Here is a 22,203-nt window from a genome sequence, read left to right as displayed (position 1 = left end):
CCTAGAGGTTACCGAGCCGGTCGCGCAGCCGGGCGAAAACGCCGGTGCCGGACGATGCCAGCTTGCCCTCGGTGTATTCCTCGCCGCGGGCCTGCGCCAGCCTGCGAAGCAGGTCTTCCTGTTCCGAGTCCAGCTTGCTGGGTGTCTCCACGTGCACATGCACCTGCAGGTCGCCGCGCCCGTAGCCGCGCAAATGCGTCACGCCCAGACCGCGCAGCGTGAGGGTCTCCCCCGCCTGCGTGCCAGGCTTGATGCTCAGTTCGCGTTCGCCGTCGAAAGTGTCCAGCGTGACGTCGGTGCCCAGCGCAGCCGCGGTCATCGGCACTGCCAGGGTGACGTGCAGGTCGTCGCCCTCGCGGATGAAGTTCTTGTCCGGGTTGACGCGGATTTCCACGTAGAGGTCGCCCTGCGGGCCGCCCGCCGGGCCTGCCTCGCCCTGGCCGGCCAACTGGATCCGCGTTCCGGTTCCCACGCCGGCCGGAAGCTTGATGGTCAGTGAACGGCGGCTGCGAATGCGCCCCTCGCCGTTGCACTCGTTGCAGGGGTCGGGGATGATCGTGCCGAACCCTTGGCAGCTGCCGCAGGCCGCCGTCGTCATAACCTGGCCGAGGATGGACCGCACGGCCCGCTGGACCTGGCCGGAGCCACCGCAGATGTCGCAGGTACGCGGGCTGGTGCCGGGGCGGCAGCAGCTTCCGTCGCAGGTGGGGCAGACGACCGCGGTGTCCACCTCGATCTTCTTATTTACCCCGAAGACTGCGTCCTTGAGGTCGATCCGCACGTTGATCAGTGCGTCCTGGCCGCGGCGGGTACGCGAGGCCGGACCGCCGCCGGCTCCGGGGCCACCGAAGAAACTCTCGAAGATGTCCTGGAAGGCGAAGCCAGACCCGGAGAATCCGCCGCCGAACCCGGTGTCATTGCCGTTTTCGTTGCCCGTGGTGTCGTAGACGCGGCGCTTCTGCGGGTCTGAGAGCACCTCGTAGGCGTGGCTGACCTGCTTGAACTGCTCGGCTGCTTCCGGGCCGGGGTTCACGTCCGGATGCAGTTTGCGGGCCAGCTTGCGGTAGGCCTTCTTGATTTCCTCGGTCGAGGCGTCCTGGCTGACACCGAGGGCGTCGTAGTGGTTGCTCACCTTGTAATACTTCACTTCCTGGAGATCGGTTCACCGGCGACGACGGCCGGTGCGGACATTGCGCGGCCTAGGGCTGGCCGGCGAGTATCCGTGACAAATAGCGTGCGACAGCGCGCACTGCCGCCATCGTGGTGGGATAGTCCATCCGGGTGGGGCCGAGAATGCCGACCTTGGCGGTGGCGCCCGGACCATAGCCGGTGGCAACCACAGAGGTTTCCGCCAAGGAGCCGTACGGATTCTCACGGCCGATGCTTACCGACATGCCGTGGGCGTCCTGGTGCATTTCGGAGAGCAGCTGCAGCAGGACCACCTGTTCTTCGAGCGCCTCGAGGATGGGGCCGATGCTCAACGGGAAGTCCACGGTGGAACGGGCCAGGTTGGCCGTTCCGGCCATCAGAATCCGCTCCTCGCTGGTGGCCGCGGCAAGCTGAGCCAGCGCTGCGGACAGTTCTTCAACGATCCCCGCGTGCGCGGGGTCAGCCGGCACCGGGGAGGTCTTCAGCCGCTGGGGCACTCCGGCAAGCGATTTCCCCGACAGGGCGGCCAGGAAGGCGGTGCGCAGGGTGGCCAGTGCATCCTCCGCCACGTCCCCCGGCAGCATGGCCACATGCTGGTCCACTTTGCCGTTGTCCGCAATCAGCACCACCAGCACCCGACGGGGAGCCAGCAGGACGAACTCGATGTGCCGCACCTTGGCAGCACCCAACTGCGGATACTGGATTACCGCCACCTGGTTGGTCAGCTGGGAGAGCAGCCGCACCGTGCGTTCCATCACGTCGTCCAGGTCGTCGGCACCGTCCAGCAGTTTCTGGATGGCCCGGCGCTCGGGGGCAGAGAGCGGCTTGACGTCCGAGATGCGGTCCACGAACAGTCGGTAGCCCTTGTCCGTGGGAATCCTGCCGGCACTGGTGTGTGGGGCGACGATCAGCCCGTCTTCCTCCAGCGCCGCCATGTCGTTGCGGATCGTCGCTGACGATACGCCCAGGCTGTGCCGGTCGACCAGTGCCTTGGAGCCCACCGGCTCCCGTGAATGCACATAGTCCTCGACAATGGCGCGGAGCACTTCCAGCCTCCGGACCTCGCTCACTGCACTCCTCCTGTCTTCGGCTCAAGCTGACGACGGGTTGTTAGCACTCAACACGTCCAAGTGCTAAGTCTAATACGTTGCCCGCGTTGTTAGCATTGTCTTCGCGGCGCTGCCGTAGACGTACTACCCGTGTAAGGACTTGAAGCATATGAGCAGCTACGGCTGGGGCCCCCAGGATCTCACCGCTCCCAAGGCCCGGGCGCTGCGCGAAGTCGCCGCGGAGCCGGAACTGGTGCTGGAGGACGCACAGAGCGGCTGGGTCGGCGCCGTGGTCCGGGTGGAGAAGTCCGGCGGCGTGCATCTGGTCTCGCTGGAGGACCGCCGGGGCAAGGTGCGCTCGTTCCCGCTGGGGTTCGGCTTTCTGCTAGAGGGCGAGCCGGTGAACGTAGTACCTCCTGCACCGGCCGCGAAGGCTCCGGTCCGCCAGCGGACGGCCTCCGGCTCGGTGAAAGTGGAGGGACAACGAGCCAGGGTGGCGCGGGCCAGCCGGATCTGGGTTGAAGGCAAGCACGATGCCGAACTGGTGGAAAAGGTGTGGGGCGACGACCTGCGGGTGGAGGGCATCGTCGTCGAACCCTTGCATGGCGTGGATGACCTGGCCGCGGCAGTGGCGGACTTCTCCCCCGGCCCGCAGCGCAGGCTGGGGATTCTGGTGGACCATCTGGTGCCCCATTCCAAGGAGTGGCGGATTGCCGAGGCCGCCATGGCCGTCCCCGCGGCCGCCGGTAACGTACTGATTGTGGGCCACCCCTACGTTGACGTGTGGCAGGCGATCAAGCCGTCGGTGATCGGCCGGGCGCAGTGGCCGGTGGTTCCGCGCGGCACGGACTGGAAGACCGGCATCCTCGCGGGTCTCGGCTGGCCGCACCGGACGCAGATCGACGTGGCCGACGGCTGGAAGCGGCTGCTGGGCAGCGTCAACAGCTACGCGGACCTGGAGCCCAGCCTGTTGGGCCGGGTGGAGGAAGTCATCGATTTCCTCACAGTCTGAGCTGTTTCCAGCGTCCACCGCGGCCGCGGTATGCACCGGGCCACAAGGTGGAACCGCTAGGCTAGGAACAGCAGTGAGCCATCAGCAGATTTTCCGAAGGTAGGTCCAGTGTCCGAGAACTCTGCTCGCAACCAGCAGCCGGAACGCAAATCCGCTCCGCGCCCGCAGTACCAGAGCGCGTCGGCTTCCGCCTTGCCGCTTACCCCTTCCGAGGACCGTCAGTGGGCAACCATGGCACACTTCGGCGGGATCCTGGGCTGCTTCCCGTCGCTGGTGATCTACCTGATCTTCAAGGACCGCGGACCGTTCACCGCCCAGGAATCCAAAGAGGCACTGAACTTCACCGTCCCGCCCACCGTGGTGGCCATCGTGGCGAACCTGCTGATCGTCATTCCCGCCGTCAGCGGCATCTTTGCCGTCATCGCCGCCGCCATTTGGGTCTTCCTCACGGTCTATTCCGTGATCGCCGGCATCAAATGCAACCGCGGTGTTCCGTACCGCTACGCGTACAACCTGCGCTTGTTCCGCTAACCCTGCGGCGTTATAGGACGCTGCTGGTCCTGCCGTTCCTCGCCCCCAACGATCCCGCCCTCACTCCCCCGTCGCCCCGGCAGGCACATCGGGAACCGGGTCGGCCCTGCCTTGCCAAGGCCATCTGCCGGTGATTTCCAGCTCCAGCGACCAGCTGAGGAACGTGCGGATGAGCACGATTGCGGCCAGCACCGCCACGCTTTCCAGCGTCGGGCTGACGGCAACGGTCCGGATGATGTCGGCGGCAACCAACAGTTCCAAACCGAGCAGGATCGACCGCCCCAGAAACCGGCGGAATTGCCCATAGACTCCGGCCTGCCTCCGCACCAGCCGCGGGACGGCAAGCAGAGCAGCTAATACCGCTCCGGTCACAATGGCGGCAATGCCCGCCGCGTCGATGAGACGGCCGGCTATCTCTACTACGTCCGCAAACCCCATGGCCTCACCTGACCTTTACGGCTCCTCACGCACCGGCCCCCCTTGAGCGGGAGGGCGGCAACGTTCTGTGCAAAGACCCCGACGCCTATGGCTGGGTGCTTACGTTCGCCACGTCACCGCCTGGGTCGGATAGCTTCACCGCGTGCTCGGGCTCATTGTCCGCCTAGGGACGAAGGGGCGCAATGGGCGAAGACCCGCAGGCAGGACCGGCAGTCACGGCTGGCACTGGGGCCGCCCTGACGCGTTGGCCGCCAGCCGCTGGCGGGCGGTGTTCAGTCCCGCGGCCACCGGCACGTGGCCGGTGGCCGCCGCCAGACCGAAGACCGGCATGTCGCTGTACACGCTCTCCCTGCCGCCCGGCAGGGTTTCGTAGGTCTCGTGCCACACCCCGACGTCGCCGCTGCCGGCCGATTCGCGCATGAACCGGCGCCAAGGCTCCAAATGCGGCGCCGACCGGTCGGCCGCGAACCGCTGCAAATGCTCGGGACTCCTCCAGTAGCTGACCATGATGGTGGTGCGGCCAAACCATTGCTGGTACCCCAGCAGCCCGGCCTCCGGCGTCTTGGCCAGGTGCGCCAGCATCCTGGGCATGGCCGAACCGATCCGCGCCACCTTCCCAAACTTCCACCACCGGTTGGCGCGCATTCCGATCAGGAAGACCGTGACCGGACCACCCCCGGGATCGGCTGTGAATCGTCCCGTGTGCACTTGTTCCGACATGAGCTTCTCCATTCATAACAGTGTTACAGAACAGTGTTATGCAATACTGGAGCCATGGCAAGACCCGTGCTCCATGATGAGACACTGCGCAGCAGGCTGCTCGACACCGCAGCCTCCCTGATCGCCCGCGACGGCGCTGCCGCCGTATCGCTGCGCAGCATCGCAGCGGCAGCAGGGACGTCCACGACGGCGGTGTATTCACTCTTCGGCGGCAAGGCGGAACTGCTGACCGCGGTGCTCGACGACGGCTTCGCCTCCTTTGCCGCCTCCCAGCAACAGGCGGCCGCGGCCGGCCTCGAAGCGCTGGGCCGGGCCTACCGACGCTGGGCGCTGGAGCATCCGGTCCTCTACGGACTCATGTTCGGCGGCTCACTGGCCAGCCAGGTGCCGTGCCAGCCGACGCCGGGAGCGGCTGAGCCTTCGATCGCGCCGTTGTTTGCCGCCGTCGCCGCCGCGCTGCCCGGGGCGTCGGAGCAGGAGATCGCCTCAACGGTCGGCGTCGTCTGGGGCCAAGTCCACGGCTTAGTGTCACTGGAACTGGCCGGCGCACCGGCGGCAGGCTGGAGCTGGGACGGGGCCTATGATGCGGCCCTCCGGCAGATCAGCCGCTCATTGGGCGGCTAGGGACGCCTCACGCAGCCTACGGCGGCTTCGTGGCTCCCGCTTCTGCGCTGCCGGCGGAGCATTGGCGTGACGTTTTTGGCTGGAGTTGAATGGCGCATGGACTCGTTGCCGTTCTGGTTGCTTTTGGTTATCTTCCTCGCTGCTGCCGCGGTGGTGTGGGTGGCCGGGGTCCATTTGTCGCGGACGACCGATGTGATCGACGCCCGGTTTCACCTCGGGAGCGCCTTTGGCGGGCTGATAGTTCTCGCCGTTGCCACCAATCTGCCGGAAATCGCCATTACCGTGAGCGCGTCCCTTGCTGGCAGCCTCGACGTTGCGGTCGGCAACATCCTTGGCGGAATCGCGCTCCAGACGGTCGTCCTGGTCATTCTGGATGTCTTCGGTAAGCGCGGCCCGGACGTGAAGCCGCTCACCTACCGTGCTGCTTCGCTCGTACTCGTCCTCGAAGCCGTCGTCGTCGTTGCTGTCCTCGCGGTGGTCATGGCCGGCAGCCAACTGCCCGCCAACCTGATAGTCGCCCGGTTGACCCCCGATGTGGTGCTGATCGCCGCTCTGTGGATCGTCGGCCTCCTGCTGGTACAGGCCGCTGGTAAACGGCTGCCGTGGCAGGAAAGCGGTCGACCCCCTGACGCCTCCCGGCATACCGCTGGACGCCGGCGCCACCAGCCGGAACACCCGCACAAGAGCATGAGTACGGCGAAAATTGTGCTGGTTTTTCTTGGGTCCGCCCTTGCCACGCTGGTCGCCGGCGTCGCGCTTGAACGCAGCGGCGAGGCCGCGGCGCAGCAGGTAGGTCTGTCCGGAGTCCTCTTCGGAGCCACCATCCTCGCGCTCGCGACCGCGATGCCCGAGATTTCCACGGGCCTACAGGCGATCAAACAAGGCGACGACAACCTGGCCATGAGCGACATCTTCGGCGGCAACGCCTTCCTGCCGGTCCTCTTCCTGGTCGCCACACTCATCTCCGGCCACGCAGTCCTCCCGACAGCGAACGCGAGCGACATCTACCTCACCGCCCTGGCTACGCTGCTTTCGCTCGTCTACATCGTCGGCTTGATATTCCGCCCCAGGAGACGAATAGCCGGGATGGGAGTCGACTCGTTCGTCGTCCTCATCTTCTACCTGGCAGGAATCGGCGGGCTCTTCGCCGTCGCCGCATCCTAGCCGGAGTCAGATCCCGATCCGCGGCCCATCACCGAGTCGACCAGGCGTCGTGGCCCCCCAGATGGAGAGAGGTCGTGAACGGGTGCTCGGAAGCTAGCTAGCTTAGTCCTCGAGCAGCCGGCGGACCACGGCATCGGCCAGCAGCCGTCCTTTGAGCGTGAGCCGAATGGTCCCGGCGAAGGCCGCGGCCGGGTCGACGAGGGCATCGGCGATCAGTCCCGCTACGGCTTTCCTGCCGTTCGGGCCCAGATCCTTGGTGCGCAGCCCGTCGATAATGCGCGTCTGCAGCATGACGTGCTCTAACTGCCGGGTACCCGGATCCAGCGTTTCACGTCCGGCTGCCGGCGAGACACCGGTGGCCAGGCGCTGGGCGTAGGCCGCCGGATGCTTCACGTTCCACCAGCGCACGCCGCCCATGTGCGAGTGGGCACCCGGACCGGCACCCCACCAATCATCGCCGCGCCAGTAGGCCAGGTTATGCCGGCAGCGGTCGTCCGGCGTGCGGGCCCAATTGCTCACCTCGTACCAGCCGAATCCGGCTGCGGCCAGCCGTGCATCGGCAATCTCATACTTTGCGGCGTGGTCGTCATCGTCGATGCCGGGCACCTCGCCGCGTCGGATCTGCGCCGCGAGCTTGGTGCCGTCCTCGACGATCAGGGCGTAGGCGGAGATATGGTCCGGCGCGCAGGCGATCGCGGAGTCAAGGCTGGCCTCCCAGTCCGCGATGGACTCCCCCGGCGTGCCGTAGATCAGGTCCAGGCTGACCTTGAGCCCGGCTTCGCGGGCCCACTGCACCGCCTGCGGCACCCGTTCCGGGTCATGGGTACGGTCGAGGACCTTCAGCACATGCGGCACGGCCGACTGCATGCCGAAGGACACGCGGGTGAAACCTGCATCGGCCAGGATCTTCAGCGATTCCGGCGTGACCGAGTCCGGGTTGGCTTCCGTGGTGACCTCGGCGCCCGGCTCCAGCCCCCACAAGCGTTCGGCCTGGCGCAACATGCCTGCCAGGTCAGTCGCCGGCAACAAAGTGGGTGTGCCGCCGCCAAAAAACACGGTGGCCAGCGGACGGTCGGGCAGGCCGGAACCGCGCAGTACCCGCGCCGCCAGCTCCAGTTCGGTGTTCAGGGTGCCCGAGTACTCATCCTGCGAGGCCCCGGAACCGAGTTCCTTGGCCGTGTAGGTGTTGAAATCGCAGTAACCGCAGCGCACCCGGCAGAACGGAATGTGCACATACAGGCAGAAGGCCCGGTCCGCCGCACCATCCGCCGACTGCGCGGGCAGCAGGCCGTCGGCCGGGGCCGGGTCGCCTAGGGGCAGGACACTAGGCACTGAGGCGAGCCTCCGCCGTCGTTGTATTTACAGGCACTGCAGAACTACTTCTTTGCCTTGTCCTTGGAGTCGTCCGACGACAGCGCGGCAATGAAGGCCTCCTGCGGCACCTCCACGCGGCCGACCATCTTCATCCGCTTCTTGCCTTCCTTCTGCTTCTCCAACAGCTTGCGCTTACGGGAGATGTCGCCGCCGTAGCACTTGGCGAGCACGTCCTTGCGGATGGCGCGGATGTTTTCGCGGGCGATGATCCGGGAACCGATGGCGGCCTGGATGGGCACCTCGAACTGCTGACGCGGAATGAGCTCGCGCAGCTTGGAGGTCATCATCACGCCGTAGCTGTAGGCCTTGTCGCGGTGCGTGATGGCACTGAACGCGTCCACCTGTTCGCCCTGCAACAGGATGTCGACCTTGACCAGATCGGCCACTTGATCGCCGTCGGCCTTCCAATCCAGCGAGGCGTAGCCGCGGGTGCGAGACTTCAGGTTGTCGAAGAAGTCGAAGACAATCTCGGCCAGCGGCAGCCGGTAGCGCAGCTCCACGCGGTCCTCGGAGAGGTAGTCCATCCCCTTCATCTCGCCGCGGCGGGACTGACAGAGCTCCATGATGGTGCCGACGAACTCGTTGGGCGCCAGGATGGTCGCGGAGACCATCGGCTCGCGGACCTCGGAGACCTTCCCGTCCGGATATTCGCTCGGGTTGGTGACCGTGAGGACCTTCTTGTCCTCGAGCGTGACCTCGTAGACCACGTTGGGGGCGGTGGAGATCAGGTCCAGGTTGAACTCGGCCTCGAGCCGCTCGCGGGTGATTTCCAAGTGCAGCAGGCCCAGGAAGCCGACGCGGAAGCCGAAGCCGAGCGCCGCGGAGGTCTCCGGCTCGTAGATCAGTGCCGCGTCGTTGAGCTTGAGTTTGTCCAGTGCGTCGCGCAGCACCGGGTAGTCCGTGCCGTCTATTGGGTAGAGCCCGGAGAAGACCATGGGCTTGGGGTCTGCGTAGCCGCCCAGGGACTCCGCCGCCGGTTTGGCCAGGTTGGTGACGGTGTCGCCCACCTTGGACTGGCGGACGTCCTTCACGCCGGTGATCAGGTAGCCGACCTCGCCGACGCCCAAGCCGTTGGACGGCGTGGGCTCCGGCGAGCTGACGCCGATTTCGAGCAGTTCGTGGCTGGCCCTGGTGGACATCATCTGGATGCGTTCGCGCGGCGCCAGCTTGCCGTCGACCACGCGCACATACGTGACCACACCGCGGTAGGTGTCGTAGACCGAGTCGAAGATCATGGCGCGGGCCGGGGCGTCCGGGTCGCCGACAGGGGAGGGCAGATCGCGCACAATTTTGTCCAGCAGCGCTTCGACGCCGACGCCGGTCTTGCCCGAAACCTTGAGCACGTCCTCGGGATCGCCGCCGATCAGGTTGGCCAGCTCCGCGGCATACTTTTCCGGCTGAGCGGCCGGCAGGTCGATCTTGTTCAGCACCGGGATGATGGTGAGGTCGTTTTCCATCGCCAGGTAGAGGTTCGCCAGGGTCTGGGCTTCGATCCCCTGCGCGGCATCAACCAACAGGACCGCACCTTCGCAGGCTGCCAGTGACCGCGACACTTCATAGGTGAAGTCCACGTGGCCCGGGGTGTCGATCATGTTCAGGGCGTAGCTGGCGCCGTCGAGTTCCCACGGCATGCGCACCGCTTGGGACTTGATAGTGATGCCGCGTTCGCGTTCGATGTCCATCCGGTCCAGGTACTGGGCCTTCATATCGCGCGGCTGGACAACGCCGGTGAGCTGGAGCATCCGGTCGGCAAGAGTGGATTTACCGTGGTCGATGTGGGCGATGATGCAGAAGTTCCTGATGATCGCCGGATCGGTGGCGGCGGGCACCGGTGCGGTGCGGGCCATCGGTGACACAGATGGTTCCTTACTCTCGGACAAGCTGACTGGCAATGCGGCCGGTACCACCAGCACGCAGATTTTGCTCAACTATAAGTGTCCCACGCCCGTCCGGTATCCGCGCACCTTTCCTGCAATGGTGGTCCTCTACGGCAGTGGTGGTCCGCGATGACATGCGGCAGGCTCCGTCAGTAGCCTAGGGCCATGGCATTTTCCCCACCGGGGCTCAACCGGCTCCTGAGCAACGCTGTCCGGGCCATCCGGGCCTTGTCCGGTTCCGGCAGCACAGCGCGGACGCGCGGCACTGCTGCCGACCACCGGCCTCATCCCCGCGGCGGCGGCTTCGGCGGCGGCACAGGTGGCGGCGCAGTTGGCGGCAGAGGTGGCGGCAGAACCACGGGCGCCGGCACAACCGGTGCCAATGCCGGCTCACGGTATGCCGGCGACTACCGTGGCGCAGGGACTATCAGCTACTCCCCCGTGGCCGACGGTTCCCCCGATCCGGGGGAAATCGTCTGGACGTGGGTGCCCTACCAGGAAGACTATTCACGCGGAAAGGACCGCCCCGTCCTGGTCATCGGCAACCACCGCGGCCGCCTGCTGGCACTCATGATGACCTCCCGGGACCGAAACAACGCCAGCTACCGCGACGAGGATTACGTGGACATCGGCTCCGGCGCCTGGGACGTCCGTGGCCGCCCGAGCGAGATCAAGTTGGACCGTGTTCTCCAACTAGATCCCGAGGCTGTGCGCCGCGAAGGAGCAGTGCTCCCACGGGCCGCCTTCGAGAAGGTCGCCCAGGGCATGCGCCGTCGCGGCTGGAACTGACAGCGGCCGGCGTGTCGGCGAAGCGCTGTTCGCCCCTCCGGAGTGCGGATCTGCTAACATTTATAGCTGTGTGTCCGCGCAGGTCGACGGGCACCTCGGGCCGGTTGCCATTACGGTGCCCCACGCCGCTCAGTCAATGACCGGACCGAATGCCCTCAAAGACCAAAGTTCCTCAACAACAGAGAGTTAATTCGTGGCCAATATCAAGTCCCAGAAAAAGCGCATTCTCACCAACGAGAAGGCACGCCAGCGCAACATCTCGGTCAAGTCCGAGCTCAAGACCGCCATCCGCGCCGTGACCGGTGCCGTTCAGTCCGCCGATCAGGACGCCGCCAAGACCGCTCTGGTTGCCGCGAGCCGCAAGCTGGACAAGGCCGTCAGCAAGGGTGTGCTGCACAAGAACAACGCCGCCAACCACAAGTCGGCTCTGGCCAAGCAGGTCAACGCGCTCTAAGCGCGTCCGGCCGACAGGCCGAACCAAACCAAGGCCGGAGGCCGCCATCCGCTCAGGGTGGCGGCCTCCGGCCTTTGCGTGAGGAGCCGGGCGGGAGCAGTTCACCCTGTTTGGGTGATCCTCACCATCCTCTCCGCCTCTATCCTGAAGCGCATGAAGCGGGCACTGTTCCTTGCCGGAGCCTCGACAGCAGCCGTCATGCTGGCAGGTTGCTCCGGCACTTCGGGCGGCAATAGCGGAACCGCACCAGCACCCTCACCCGCGGCGACCCAGCCCAGCGCGTTGAGCGGGTTCTTATGTGGCGCGAACGACGACGGCGTCTGGCGGGGGAAGGCGCGTCTCACCAATGTGGGGACCACTACCAACACCTACACCGTCAGATTTTCGGTGATCCGGAGCGACGGTGGCCAGGTCCTCGGGATGAAAGAAGCCACGTACACACTCAAGCCGGGCACGTCCACCGATGTTGCCCTGGCCACTTTCCATTCCGGCGCCGGCGCTGGATTAAAGTGCGTCGCACGCGTCAATGCCGAGCCGGCAAGTTCCCCTGTCCCCGAGGGAACAGGGTATTGACCCCAGGGCTAGCGGTGGGCGCTGGTAGCGATCAGCGTGACCGCCCGCTCCACCGCGTATTCCGGATCGCGGCCTTCGCCCTTGACCATGGCGTCGGTCTCGGCCAGCACCTGGATGCAGCGTGCCAGCGCCTCCGATTCCCACAGCCGTGCGTCCCTGCGTGCCTGGTCGAACTGCCAAGGGGCCATGCCCAGGTCCCGTGCGTTGGCTGAGGCGCTTTTGACCTTGGCAATCTGGCGCAGCTTCATGGCCAGGACGGCAACGATGGGCACCGGATCCACGCCAGTAGCCAACGCGTGCCGCAGAGACGTCAGCGCGGCGGCTCCGCGGCCGGAAATGGCGGCGTCAGCGACCTTGAAACCGGTGGCTTCCACCCGGCCGCCGTAGTACTTTTCCACCGTCTCTTCGGTGACAGCACTGTCGGCGTCGGAAATCAGTTGCGAGCAGGCGGCCGCCAGGTCGGGCAGCGACGACCCGACCGCTGAGACCAGCGCCTGGGCGGCGGCAGGTTCGATGGCCCGCCGCGCGGCCTTGAACTCCTGCCGGACGAAGTCCAGCTTGTCGGCATCCTTTTTCATGGCCTGGCAGTCAACCACGGGGGCGCCCGAGGCCTTGACCGCGTCCAGCAGTTTCTTGCCGCGGGTACCGCCGCCGTGGTGCAGGACGAGCCAGACCTCGTCGGCCGGTGACGCCAGATAAGCAAGCGTGTCGGCGAGGAACTCATCATTCATCTGAGCCAGCGACGACGCTTCAATGAGTTTCGCTTCGCCGAAGAGGCTGGGGCTGGCCAGCATGGTGAGTTCGCCGGTGGTGTAGGAGGAGGCATCCAACTGGGTCAGTTCGAGGTCCGGCTGCTTGGCTCGCAGCAGGTTGCGGACACGTTCCTTGGCTCGGTGGGCCAAGTACTCTTCCGGACCGCTGACGAGCACAACGGGGGCAGGCTCGACGTCGCGCCAAGAGACAGTCGCGGCGCTTTTCTTGGCGGCTGAAGCGCGGGATCCGGGGGGCGGGTTCACGTCAGGTTCCTCCTTGTTCAGGTCAAGAGTTTCACGATCCGGGGCTTTTACCCAATGCCGTCCGGAGCCCTAGGGGCCGGTCAGCACGGAGAGCTTCCCGCGGTCAGCATCCAGCAGGACCGTCCCCAGCTGGTCGGTCCGCAAGACGTGCGCGCCGGCGGCCTGCAGTGCGGACAGAATTTCCGCCGCCGGATGGCCGTAGTCGTTCTCGGCGCCCACGGAAATCAAGGCTGCGGCAGGCCTTAACGCGGTGATGAGTGACGTCCCGCCGTTGCGGGCACCGTGATGACTGACTTTCAGGACGTCCACGGTGAAATCCGTCCCCCAACGCCGCGTCAGCTTGGGCAACTGCTCCTCCTCCAGATCCCCCGTGAAGAGCATCCTCACTTCTCCCCCGCTGTCCACCCGCACATTGATTTCGACGACGAGGCTGGCATCGTTTTCGGAAAGACCAGCGCTGTCTTCCATGGGCCAGTGCACAGCCCAGTGAGCTGCTCCGGACGAACCGGTCAATCCGGCCGCGGCGCGTTCCGCGGCCAGCCCGTGGGACTGAAGCGAGGCCTGAACCACTTTTGGCAACGTTTCCTCCGCGCTCGAATACAGGACGCGCTCCGTCTGACGTCCGGCCAAGACGCCGTCGAGCCCGCCGTAGTGGTCCAGATGCATGTGTGTGAGCACCAGGACGTCGATCCGTTCCACGCCCAATCCGTCCAGACACCGGCCCATCAGGTCCGTTTCCCGTCCGGCGTCCACCACGATGGCGCTTCGCTCGCCGGTGCGGACCACCAGGCCATCCCCTTGCCCTACATCGCAGGCGGCTACCTCCCACGACGCCTGCGATCCGACCGGGGCCAGCCAGCTGACCAGCAGGCTGGCCGCCGCTCCTGCCGCCAGCGCCGGAAGGGCCGTCCAACAGACCAGCCGAAGAATCCGTCCTCGTGCACCGTGCCCGCCGCCACCGCGGCTGCTGCGCGCGAGGCGCCGCGTCGTGCTCTCGGCTGGCCTGTCTTCCGCACCCGTGTTCGTTCCGTCCTCCGGGCCCGCGTTCCTTCCGGAGCTGCTGCCGACCGATACACGCCGGACTCCCCAAAGGAGCGCCACTCCGGCCGCTGCTGCCCCGGCCGCCCCGAGCGGACCGGCTGCCCACGGCAGAGCTGCCAGTGGCAGCTCGGAAAACCACCGCGCGACAGCTGCAACCCACAGGGTCATCCAGCCTGCCGTATGCAGCACCAACGTGCCGACACTTGGGAGCAGCGGCAGCAGGGCGGTGCCAACCATTCCGGCGATCGTCACGAAGGGAACCACCGGGCCGGCCGCCACATTTGCCGGTATCGAGTACAGGGCCAGCTCCGGCTGTAGCTGCACGATCACCGGTGCGCAGAACACCTGCGCCGCCATCGGCATCGCCACGGCGTGTGCCAGAGGCACCGGCAGGAACCGCTGCAGCCAGCGCGAACAGGCTGGGCCCAGCAGCACCAGCGACAACGTCGCCAGCACTGAGAGAACGAAGCTGTAGTTCGCGGCCATCCACGGGTCCGTAATGAGCAGTACCAGTACCGCCAAGGCCAGGAAGGACAGTGATGCCCTCCGCCTCCCGCTGAGCACGGCTGCCACCCCGACGGAGCCCATCACCGCCGCTCGCAGGACGCTGGGTTCAGGCCGGACGAGCAGCACGAACCCGGCGAGGCTCGCCAGCCCGGCGGCAGCCTTGAGCCAGCGGGGTAGCCTCACGGCCGAGCCCAGCAGGTAAACGAACCCCAGCACGTAGGACACGTTCGCGCCGCTCACGGTCAGCAAGTGCGTCAGCCCGGTGCGCCGCATGGCGTCTTCCAAGTCGTCGGCCTGGTGCTCCTTGTCGCCCAGCACCATGCCGGGCAGGAGCCCGCGGGCGTCCGGCGGCAGTGGAGCCAGCGCCTGAACAAATTGCGCGCGCAGCCCGGAGACCCACGCGTCCACCGGCGGTGCCGTGCGATCTGCGGGTACCGTTGACGCAATCAACAGCGCCTCCACCACCTGACCGGAGTCAGCCCTGACCAACGTGCCGGACACCCGGAGCCGCTCTCCATAACGGACGTCGGACCATTCCTGGCCGCCCAGCACCAGCACGGGAGTATCTGCCTCGAACCGCCTGCCCGCGGACGTTGCTTCCACGATGGTGGCCTTCACATGAAAGCGCGGTCCGTTGCCGAATTGCCGCGGTGTCTGCACTTGGGAAGCGTCCCCGGTGGCAACGAGGCGGGCAGTGATGGTCTCCTCGGCAGTGATGGCCGCTTCGATCGGGCCGGCCAGCCGCTGCGCCTGCTGCACACCCACCGTCAGCGCCAGCAGTCCGGCGCAGCTGCACAGCACCAGCACGACGGCGGTGGCTCCCGTCCCGCCGCTGGCGCGCCTGCGCTGGCGGCTTCGCTCGCTGCCGGCTGGGCGACGACGCGCACGAGGAGGAAGTCGTCGCGACGCTGGATCAAGTGCCGGCGACGGCCGGATCTTCGGCAGCAACCTCCCGCCCCTCCGGAAACGGGTGCGGAGGCTCCTCGCCGGAAGCAGGAAGCAGACGGACGCGCCGCAGGCGACACCCAGTAGCAGGGCCGCCGAGGCTAGCGCCACGCCAGCCGGGGCGTGTGGCAAGGCCAGAGCGGCTGCCCAACAGACCACCGCGGCGAGGCCGAGGCGGAGATCCAGCCGCCGGGTCTCCCCCAGTAGATCCGCGGAGGGATCCGGCTTGATGTGCTTCTGCAGCACCTGCAGCCATTCAGTACGGCGTGCTCCTGCCAGTCGCCTGTCGGTCCGCCCGCCAGTGCCAGGGGCGAGTGCGTCGGTGGCAGCTTCCCCCGCTCCGCCGGGGCCACCGCCGTGCTCCGGTGCAGCGGCGACCGGCCGACGGGCCGCATCCGCGTACCGCTGCCATCGTGCGCCGCTCACACCGTCACCAGGTCCACCAGCGCCTCCAGCATGACCGGCCCGATGCCCGGCACAGCGTCCAGGTCGGACGGTTGTCCGAACGGCCCGTGCTGCTCGCGGAACTCGACGATCCGTCCGGCCAGCACCGGCCCCACGCGCGGTAGCTCCGCCAGTTGCTCCGCATCGGCCGTGTTGATGTTGATCTTGTCCGCGGGCCCGTCAACGGCGCCGCCATCGGTGCCGGGTCCGCCCGCTCCGCCGTCGGCTGTTCCGGTACCCGCGACCGGCTGTGGCCCGGCGTGGTCCGGCGTGGGCACAAAGACCTGCTGCCCGTCGGTCAACGGCGCTGCCAGGTTCAGTGCCTCAAGCTGCGCCTCCTTCCTGGCGCCGCCGGCCGCTTCGATCGCCTCGAACACCCTGGCGCCCTCGACCAGCCGGACGATCCCCGGTGAGGCGACGGCTCCCGCCACGTGGACAATGATGCGTGCCCCGGCGTCGTCACCGCCGTCCGCACCTGCACCTGCACTTGCTCCGTCGCCACCGTCTGTGCCGCCATTACCTTTGCCGCTGCCAGCGCCGCCCACGGACTCCACTGAGCTTTCACCATCACTGCCGCCGTCACCGGCGGTCGGCGCCGAGGAAGGGCCGGACTTCAAGGGGATGTCCTCCAAGACCGGAGCGGCCGAACGGTCCAGGTCTGCCGTCGCCACCGAGACGATCCCGTAGCCCAAGCACAGCCCAGCGACCACGAAGGCAGCCCCGAGGGCTATGCGAAAGCGGGGTGTTCTCCCCTGCCGTGGTGCAGTGCCGTCTCGGGCAACTGCGGGAAGCCAGCGGTGTCGGCCCATGCGGCAACACTAGGTCTGCGGCGCGGGCACCCCCTCCGTCCGTCACGCGTTAGTGGACGGACCGTCCGGTCGCCCGGGCTGTGGAGGAAAAGAACGTTCGGCCAGGTGCGGCGGCGGCCCGACCACCACCGCGATGACGCCCTGTCCGCGCGCAACCAGGTTCGACGGCACCTGCACGACCTGGGCGTCGTCGCCTAGGTGCTGCCGTAGGATTCTGCCAGTGACAATAGATGCGTAAGCCAGTGAGAGGTCGCCACGGAGTTGCCTAGGGACTGCCCCGGGTGTCGTTGACTCTCGGGCTTGATGGTTTTTAGGCGGCTTAGGGCCTGCTTCGCCCCCCTGCCCTTCCGGCCCTCAGACAAAGGCGGTTGAAAATGTGGGAGCAGATCCCTCGAGGGCTCCGGCCTGACGGCTGGATCGAAATTGCCGAGACGGGCTGGGACGCGATGATCTCCTGGTTCGCCGGCCCGGATAATATGCGCCGTGAGCCGAGGGGCCCCCGCACCGAAAAGGTGAAGGTCAGCTGTGAGAAGTCCGACGGCACCGTCACCTCCTGGGAGGAGCCGATCACCGAGGACGATGTCCGCGCTATAGAGGACGACATTGACGCCTACCTCAAAGATGCGGACCTGCCGCCTCGGCCGCGGGGCTACCGCTGGTTCCTGCGCCTGCCGGACGGCCTCGATATGGCGGGGGTCTACGACGCCGCCAGTCGGGCCGTGATGGCCATGCCCGGTCAATACGGCAATCCGCGTTACCTCGCACCGGCAGTCGAGCAAGCCATCACAGTCCTCTACTTCCGGGAAGAGGAAAACACCCCTCCGAGGGGGTAAGCAATTAGCAGCCGGCTCACCACACGGTCCTGGAAACAAACTATCGATCCCTCAACGGACACTTAGTCGGGCACCGTAATGAACGAATCGCCGTCCCATAGCGCCCTTGAACTAGGTCTCGACGGGCGTTGGAGGCGTCAGTCCGGCGAAAGGTGCTAGACGCTCCTGGAACTCTTTCCGGTTTGCCTCGCGCAAGAGGCCGTTCGCGCCGTAGCTGAGGCTGATGGTGTTGAGTTGCCAGACCGATCCCTCAGGCGGTTCGAGTCGTTCCCTGAATCTGCCATCTGTGTCTTTTGAAAGGTCCTGGAACGTGAACATCAACCACTGACCGGCAGGGCCGTGGACCGCTCCGGAGACGATCACCTGGGTCTCTGGAGTCGTTCCGCCCAGATCGCGAATGCGGTCCTCTTCTGACCATTCGTCAAGGCGATCTAGCGCGGGGGCGTTGTGTTGTACTCATACCGCCCAGTGACCTCGCCGATAATCCTGATCGCCCGTTCCTTGTCCGTTCAGGCACGCGGCACGCTGGTGCTTTGCGTCGGCGGCGCGTTGACCACGGTGAGTAGCGACTCTCCGCCGAAGTAGTTCTGAACCTGATCGACAAATGGGTCGACGCCGTCCGGTGTGGGAGCCCAACCCAGCTTCAGTTCATGGGAGAGTGCTGCCCGGATCTCCGCAACCATCTCTTGACCTGTCTCATACCCCTCTTCGGGAGTGGGTCCCTGCAAGACTTCCTCGGGGTCCAGCCCTGCTATTCCCGGATAGTCCCGCCAGTACACGGTGCGCTCTCTTCCGTCAGCATCTTCAACTACCGTGACGCGGCCAACAGCTTGGCCGATCATGAACTGGCCGATGGTGACGGCAGGAACCGCGATCAGAGTTCCAGCGAGGATAAGAATCGCCGCGATCCACCAACGCCTTCGACGCGGCTGACGAGTGCTCTTGCGGTGCATGCGCCCAGCCTACGGGACACTAGCGCACCCGGGCGCTCAGAATAAAGCCTAGTGAAAGGCAATACAGGGTGGAGATGATTGCCTATGATCCGGCAAAAAGTTGCACACCTCCGTAAAACCTTCGGACCACTTGCTCCTGGGGCCCTGCCGATTCAGCCGCGCCGGGTCAGGACGTCCGCGTCCGTCCTTCGCGCCTACGGCAGCCGCCGGTCCCCGGGATGCTGCAGGCGCAGCCACTTGTAGCCGAATCCGTCGAGCGGCAGGGTGCACGTGCCATCCTCGGCGATTTTCACGTCCGCGTCGCCCAGCAGGTCCAGCAGCAGCAGGCCCCGGAGCATTTCCGCGGGCCGGTCCTCTGTGGCCAGGTCCAGCTCGACGGTGACCGGGTCGGACGAGAGGTTGTGCAGCAAGACCATGCTTGACTCCTCCCAGGTGCAGCGGTGGGCCAGCACGGACTTCTCCGGCTGCTTGAGGATCTCGAAGTGCCCCCAGCCCAGCTCCGGGCACTCGCGATAGCGCTTGATCAGCATGGCCATGAAGTTCCAGAGCGAATCCGGATCCCGCTTGGCTTGGGCGGCGTTGATGAACTGCGGGCCGAAGCCCCCGTCCACTATCGGCGAGATCAGCTGCTTGGACTGCGCGGTGGAGAAGCCAGCGTTCGGACCGTCCGTCCACTGCATGGGCGTGCGGACGGCCAGGCGGCCTTCCGCGGCCAGGTTCTCCCCCATACCGATCTCCTCGCCGTAGTACAGCACCGGGGTGCCGGGCAGGGAAAACAGGAGCGAGTACACCATCCGGATCCGGCGCGGATCCCCGCCCAGCATCGGGGGCAGTCGGCGCTTGAGGCCGCGGCCGTAAAGCTGCATTTGTTCCTCGGGCCCGAAGGCCGCGAAGACCTCCTGGCGCTCCTCGTCGCTGAGCTTATCCAGCGTCAGCTCGTCGTGGTTACGCACGAAGGTAGCCCATTGGTTGTCCGGATTGATGGCCGGCCTGCCGTTGAGGGCCTTCGCCAGCGGGCCCGCGTCCTGCCGCGCGAGCGAAAGGAACATGTTCTGCATGGCGATGAAGTCGAACATGACGTTGAGTTCGTCGCCGTCGCTGCCGCCGAAGAAGGTCAGCTGGTCCTTGTACGGCAGGTTGACCTCACCCAGCAGGATTCCGCTGCCGCGGCGGCGGCTCAGGTGGCGACGCAGGTCCCGCAGGAACTTGTGCGGATCCGGCAGCACCGACGCGTCCTGCCCCTTGGTTTCCAAGAAGAACGGCACCGCGTCAACGCGGAAACCGTCAAGCCCCAGTTCCAGCCAGAAGCCCATGGCCTTCGCGATGTGGTTCCTCACCTCGGGGTTGGTCACGTTCAGGTCCGGCTGATGCTTGTAGAAGCGGTGCAGATACCACTCCCCCGTCGACTTGTCCTTGGTCCAGATGGACTGCTCTTGGTCCGGGAAGACAACCTCCTTGGAGGTGTCCGGCGGCGGATCGGAACGCCACACGTAGTAGTCCCGGTAGGGACTGTCTTTGGACTGGCGCGCCGACTGGAACCATGGATGCTGGTCCGAGGTGTGGTTGACCACGAGGTCCGCGATGACCCGCATGCCGCGGTCCCGGGCCGTGCGGAGGAACTCGACCAGGTCCCCGTGGTCCCCCAACCGCCGGTCCACGCCGTAGAAGTCCGTGACGTCGTAGCCGTCGTCCCGTTCGGGCGTGGGATAGAAGGGCATCAACCAGATGCAGGTGACGCCCAGTTCTGCCAGATAGTCCACGCGCTGAGCGAGGCCGGCGAAGTCCCCCACGCCGTCGCCATCGGAGTCAAAATACGTCTCCACGTCCAGGCAGTAGACAACGGCTGTCTTCCACCACAGGTCGGAAGTGTCGGTAATCCTCACTGGCTTCTCCTCGCTTTCCGTCCGGGCGGTCCAGTCCAGTCCGTCAGCGCAGCTTCGGCAGGACCTCGCCGGCGAACGTCTCGATGAAGGGCCGTTGTTCCTGGCCCACGAAGTGCAGGTACAGCTCGTCGAAGCCCAGGTCCAGGTACTCCTGCAGCCACTCCACATGCTGGCCCGTACTGGCCGAGACGTTGACCGCCTTGCGCAACTGTTCCTCGCCGACGTGCTCGCTCACGGCATCGAAATGGCCGGCGGTGGCCAAATCGGCGGCCACGTGCGGGGCGAACGTGTTGGAACGCCACTGGTCCAAGCCGATTTCGACGGCGGCCTCCTCCGTCGGGGCCCAGGACAGGTGCACCTGCAGCGCGGCCTTCCCGCGGCCGCCATTGTCCCGGTAGCCGGCGAGGACCTTCCTGAGCTGCTCCGGCGTATGGTTGACCGTGATCAGCCCGTCCGCCCAGCGCGCGGCGCGCCGCGCGGTCTCCACGCTGATGGCGGGGGCGATGAGTTCAGGCTTGGGCTCGGGCACCTCCCAAATCCGGGCGTGCTCCACGGTGACCAGTCCGCGGTGGGTGACCTCCTCGCCGTCGTGCAGGCGGCGGATCACCTCCACGGACTCCTCCAGCCGCTGCTGGCGCACGTCCTTGGAGGGCCAGGCGTCGCCGGTGATGTGCTCGTTGGAGTTCTCGCCACTGCCCGGCGCCATCCAGAACCGCCCCGGAAACATGACGGCCAGGGTGGCCGCGGCGTGCGCAATGATCGCCGGATGGTAGCGCTGGCCGGGAGCGGTGACGACGCCAAAGCGCAGCTTGGTGGTGGCCAGCGCGGCACCGAGCCAGGACCAGGCGAAGCCGGAATGGCCCTGACGCTCGGACCACGGCTCGATGTGGTCCGAGCACATGGCGGCGTCGAAGCCCGCTTCCTCCGCCAGTTGCACGTCGGTCAGCAGCTGGGCGGGCGAGATCTGTTCGTGGGATGCATGGAATCCGATGACAGGCACCCGTCCATCCTTACCGTGAGCCGCTCGGGTTGTCGAGGGCACGGGACGGCGGAAAGACCGTTCAGCCGAAGTGCGGCGTCGGCGGCCCGATCACCACGGCGATGACACCCAGTCCGGTATGCGCGGCCAGGACCGAGGGGACCGGGGTGACCAGCACGTCGTCGCTGAGGTGTTGCTGCAGGGTTTCTGCCATCGCCCGGCTCTCGGATTCATTGCCAAAGTAGTGCACCGAAACCCGCGGTTCGTAGTCGAGTTCCTCGATCCGGCGCACCACCAACTGCTGCAACCTGGCCTGGGCGCGCGCGGCGGTGCGGACCTTCTCCAGCGGGATGATCGCGCCGTCGCGGATGCCGAGCAGCGGTTTGATGGACAGCAACGAGCCAAGTACGCCGGAGGCGGTGGAAATCCGGCCGCCGCGGCGCAATTGGTCCAGGCTGGGCACGTAGAAGTAAACGTCGGAGCAGACCGCGGCGGCCTTGGCGCGCTCGGCCACGGTTTGCCGGTCGAAGCCGCTTTGCGCCGCGATCACCGCGTCGATGACGGCGAACCCTTGGCCCAGCGCGGCGCTTCGGGTGTCCACCACTTCCACCGGGATGCCGACGCCGTCGGCGGCCAGTCCGGCAGCCTCGATGGTGCCGGACAGCTCGGCAGAGAGGTGGATGGAGACGACCGACTCGAAGCCCAGCTCCTCGAGCTCACGGTAGGTCCGTTCCAAAAGCCCCGGCGACGGGCGCGACGTCTTGATGTCGCGACCCTCGGCGAGACCGACCGCGAGGGCGGAAGCGACGTCGTCGACCCCTTCCCCATAGATCTGGCCGGAGATCATCACCGGCATCGGCACCACCCGCAGCCAGTCAGCGGTGTCCGGCTGGTTGACCCAGTCCGCGGGCAGTGAGGCTGCCGAATCAGTGACGACGGCGACGCGATGCCGCGGCGGCTGGCCCGGCCGGGCAGGCGGCTGCTGAAGCAGCCGCCGGGACCGCTGCAGCAGTTGCTCGAGCCAATCCATGGGTGCCTG

At 66.5% G+C, this 22,203-nt stretch carries 21 protein-coding genes; 8 read left to right on the top strand and 13 right to left on the bottom strand.

Annotated elements, in window-relative coordinates; genetic code table 11:
• Nucleotide 1: 1 nt before the first annotated feature.
• Nucleotides 2–1,132, bottom strand: a complete 1,131-nt coding sequence (gene dnaJ / locus AC5RW2_RS04540; protein ID WP_493950532.1) for a molecular chaperone DnaJ — start codon at nucleotides 1,130–1,132, stop codon at nucleotides 2–4.
• Nucleotides 1,133–1,199: 67 nt separating this feature from the next.
• A complete protein-coding gene (gene hrcA, locus AC5RW2_RS04535) occupies nucleotides 1,200–2,219 on the bottom strand; it encodes a heat-inducible transcriptional repressor HrcA (RefSeq protein ID WP_493962097.1) in 1,020 nt (339 codons plus the stop codon).
• A gap of 148 nt (nucleotides 2,220–2,367) precedes the next feature.
• Here hrcA and AC5RW2_RS04530 point away from each other — a divergent pair, with 148 nt between their 5' ends.
• Both AC5RW2_RS04530 and AC5RW2_RS04525 read left to right on the top strand, forming a co-directional pair.
• A complete protein-coding gene (locus AC5RW2_RS04530; protein WP_493950534.1) occupies nucleotides 2,368–3,210 on the top strand; it encodes a DUF3097 family protein in 843 nt (280 codons plus the stop codon).
• A 108-nt stretch (nucleotides 3,211–3,318) separates the two neighbouring features.
• On the top strand, nucleotides 3,319–3,741 hold the full coding sequence (locus AC5RW2_RS04525; protein WP_493962098.1) for a DUF4870 domain-containing protein: 423 nt from the start codon (nucleotides 3,319–3,321) through the stop codon (nucleotides 3,739–3,741).
• A gap of 60 nt (nucleotides 3,742–3,801) precedes the next feature.
• Here AC5RW2_RS04525 and AC5RW2_RS04520 read toward each other — a convergent pair whose 3' ends face one another.
• Together AC5RW2_RS04520 and AC5RW2_RS04515 are read right to left on the bottom strand one after the other, a co-directional pair.
• Nucleotides 3,802–4,179 carry a DUF1622 domain-containing protein gene (locus AC5RW2_RS04520; RefSeq protein ID WP_493962099.1) on the bottom strand — a complete coding sequence of 126 codons (378 nt, stop codon included), beginning with the start codon at nucleotides 4,177–4,179 and terminating at the stop codon, nucleotides 3,802–3,804.
• Nucleotides 4,180–4,392: 213 nt separating this feature from the next.
• On the bottom strand, nucleotides 4,393–4,899 hold the full coding sequence (locus AC5RW2_RS04515) for a DUF4188 domain-containing protein (protein WP_494073703.1): 507 nt from the start codon (nucleotides 4,897–4,899) through the stop codon (nucleotides 4,393–4,395).
• Nucleotides 4,900–4,953: 54 nt separating this feature from the next.
• Between AC5RW2_RS04515 and AC5RW2_RS04510 the strand changes: the two genes are divergently transcribed.
• Together AC5RW2_RS04510 and AC5RW2_RS04505 are read left to right on the top strand one after the other, a co-directional pair.
• Nucleotides 4,954–5,523, top strand: a complete 570-nt coding sequence (locus AC5RW2_RS04510; RefSeq protein WP_493962101.1) for a TetR/AcrR family transcriptional regulator — start codon at nucleotides 4,954–4,956, stop codon at nucleotides 5,521–5,523.
• Between the two features lie 66 nt (nucleotides 5,524–5,589).
• Nucleotides 5,590–6,687 (top strand): sodium:calcium antiporter, encoded by a 1,098-nt coding sequence (locus tag AC5RW2_RS04505; RefSeq protein ID WP_493962102.1) that lies wholly within the window; start codon nucleotides 5,590–5,592, stop codon nucleotides 6,685–6,687.
• 102 nt (nucleotides 6,688–6,789) lie between these two features.
• Here AC5RW2_RS04505 and hemW read toward each other — a convergent pair whose 3' ends face one another.
• Complete coding sequence (hemW, locus tag AC5RW2_RS04500; RefSeq protein WP_493962103.1) at nucleotides 6,790–8,019, bottom strand: radical SAM family heme chaperone HemW; 1,230 nt, start codon at nucleotides 8,017–8,019, stop codon at nucleotides 6,790–6,792.
• A gap of 44 nt (nucleotides 8,020–8,063) precedes the next feature.
• A complete protein-coding gene (lepA, locus tag AC5RW2_RS04495; protein ID WP_493939097.1) occupies nucleotides 8,064–9,917 on the bottom strand; it encodes a translation elongation factor 4 in 1,854 nt (617 codons plus the stop codon).
• Between the two features lie 186 nt (nucleotides 9,918–10,103).
• Here lepA and AC5RW2_RS04490 point away from each other — a divergent pair, with 186 nt between their 5' ends.
• From AC5RW2_RS04490 to AC5RW2_RS04480, 3 genes are all read left to right on the top strand, one after another.
• Entirely contained in the window at nucleotides 10,104–10,727 is a 624-nt protein-coding gene (locus AC5RW2_RS04490) for a type II toxin-antitoxin system PemK/MazF family toxin (protein WP_493962104.1), read from the top strand.
• A gap of 193 nt (nucleotides 10,728–10,920) precedes the next feature.
• Nucleotides 10,921–11,181 (top strand): 30S ribosomal protein S20, encoded by a 261-nt coding sequence (gene rpsT, locus AC5RW2_RS04485; protein WP_493950541.1) that lies wholly within the window; start codon nucleotides 10,921–10,923, stop codon nucleotides 11,179–11,181.
• A gap of 114 nt (nucleotides 11,182–11,295) precedes the next feature.
• Nucleotides 11,296–11,754 (top strand): hypothetical protein, encoded by a 459-nt coding sequence (locus tag AC5RW2_RS04480; protein ID WP_494073702.1) that lies wholly within the window; start codon nucleotides 11,296–11,298, stop codon nucleotides 11,752–11,754.
• Nucleotides 11,755–11,762: 8 nt separating this feature from the next.
• On the opposite strand, the gene holA is transcribed toward AC5RW2_RS04480, so the two are convergent.
• The 3 genes from holA to AC5RW2_RS04465 all read right to left on the bottom strand — a co-directional run bounded on the left by holA (nucleotide 11,763) and on the right by AC5RW2_RS04465 (nucleotide 16,417).
• Nucleotides 11,763–12,770, bottom strand: a complete 1,008-nt coding sequence (holA, locus tag AC5RW2_RS04475; RefSeq protein WP_493939101.1) for a DNA polymerase III subunit delta — start codon at nucleotides 12,768–12,770, stop codon at nucleotides 11,763–11,765.
• A 69-nt stretch (nucleotides 12,771–12,839) separates the two neighbouring features.
• Complete coding sequence (locus AC5RW2_RS04470) at nucleotides 12,840–15,125, bottom strand: ComEC/Rec2 family competence protein (RefSeq protein WP_494073701.1); 2,286 nt, start codon at nucleotides 15,123–15,125, stop codon at nucleotides 12,840–12,842.
• Between the two features lie 560 nt (nucleotides 15,126–15,685).
• Nucleotides 15,686–16,417, bottom strand: a complete 732-nt coding sequence (locus tag AC5RW2_RS04465; protein WP_493962107.1) for a ComEA family DNA-binding protein — start codon at nucleotides 16,415–16,417, stop codon at nucleotides 15,686–15,688.
• A gap of 473 nt (nucleotides 16,418–16,890) precedes the next feature.
• Here AC5RW2_RS04465 and AC5RW2_RS04460 point away from each other — a divergent pair, with 473 nt between their 5' ends.
• Nucleotides 16,891–17,349 (top strand): DUF5956 family protein, encoded by a 459-nt coding sequence (locus AC5RW2_RS04460; protein ID WP_493962108.1) that lies wholly within the window; start codon nucleotides 16,891–16,893, stop codon nucleotides 17,347–17,349.
• A gap of 509 nt (nucleotides 17,350–17,858) precedes the next feature.
• Here AC5RW2_RS04460 and AC5RW2_RS04455 read toward each other — a convergent pair.
• From AC5RW2_RS04455 to AC5RW2_RS04440, 4 genes are all read right to left on the bottom strand, one after another.
• The gene (locus AC5RW2_RS04455) at nucleotides 17,859–18,302 is read right to left on the bottom strand and encodes a hypothetical protein (protein ID WP_493962109.1); all 444 of its coding nucleotides are present in this window, start codon (nucleotides 18,300–18,302) and stop codon (nucleotides 17,859–17,861) included.
• 194 nt (nucleotides 18,303–18,496) lie between these two features.
• A complete protein-coding gene (locus AC5RW2_RS04450; RefSeq protein ID WP_493962110.1) occupies nucleotides 18,497–20,185 on the bottom strand; it encodes an alpha-amylase family protein in 1,689 nt (562 codons plus the stop codon).
• A 43-nt stretch (nucleotides 20,186–20,228) separates the two neighbouring features.
• Complete coding sequence (locus AC5RW2_RS04445; RefSeq protein WP_493962111.1) at nucleotides 20,229–21,185, bottom strand: TIGR03885 family FMN-dependent LLM class oxidoreductase; 957 nt, start codon at nucleotides 21,183–21,185, stop codon at nucleotides 20,229–20,231.
• 61 nt (nucleotides 21,186–21,246) lie between these two features.
• Nucleotides 21,247–22,194, bottom strand: coding sequence for a DegV family protein (locus tag AC5RW2_RS04440; RefSeq protein ID WP_493962112.1), 948 nt, complete (start codon nucleotides 22,192–22,194; stop codon nucleotides 21,247–21,249).
• Between the last annotated feature and the right edge of the window lie 9 nt (nucleotides 22,195–22,203).

The sequence above is a fragment of the Arthrobacter sp. B0316-1-20 genome, assembly GCF_059091865.1.
Note: the sequence above shows the minus strand (reverse complement) of the source record. Positions and strands in the feature narration are given on the sequence as shown.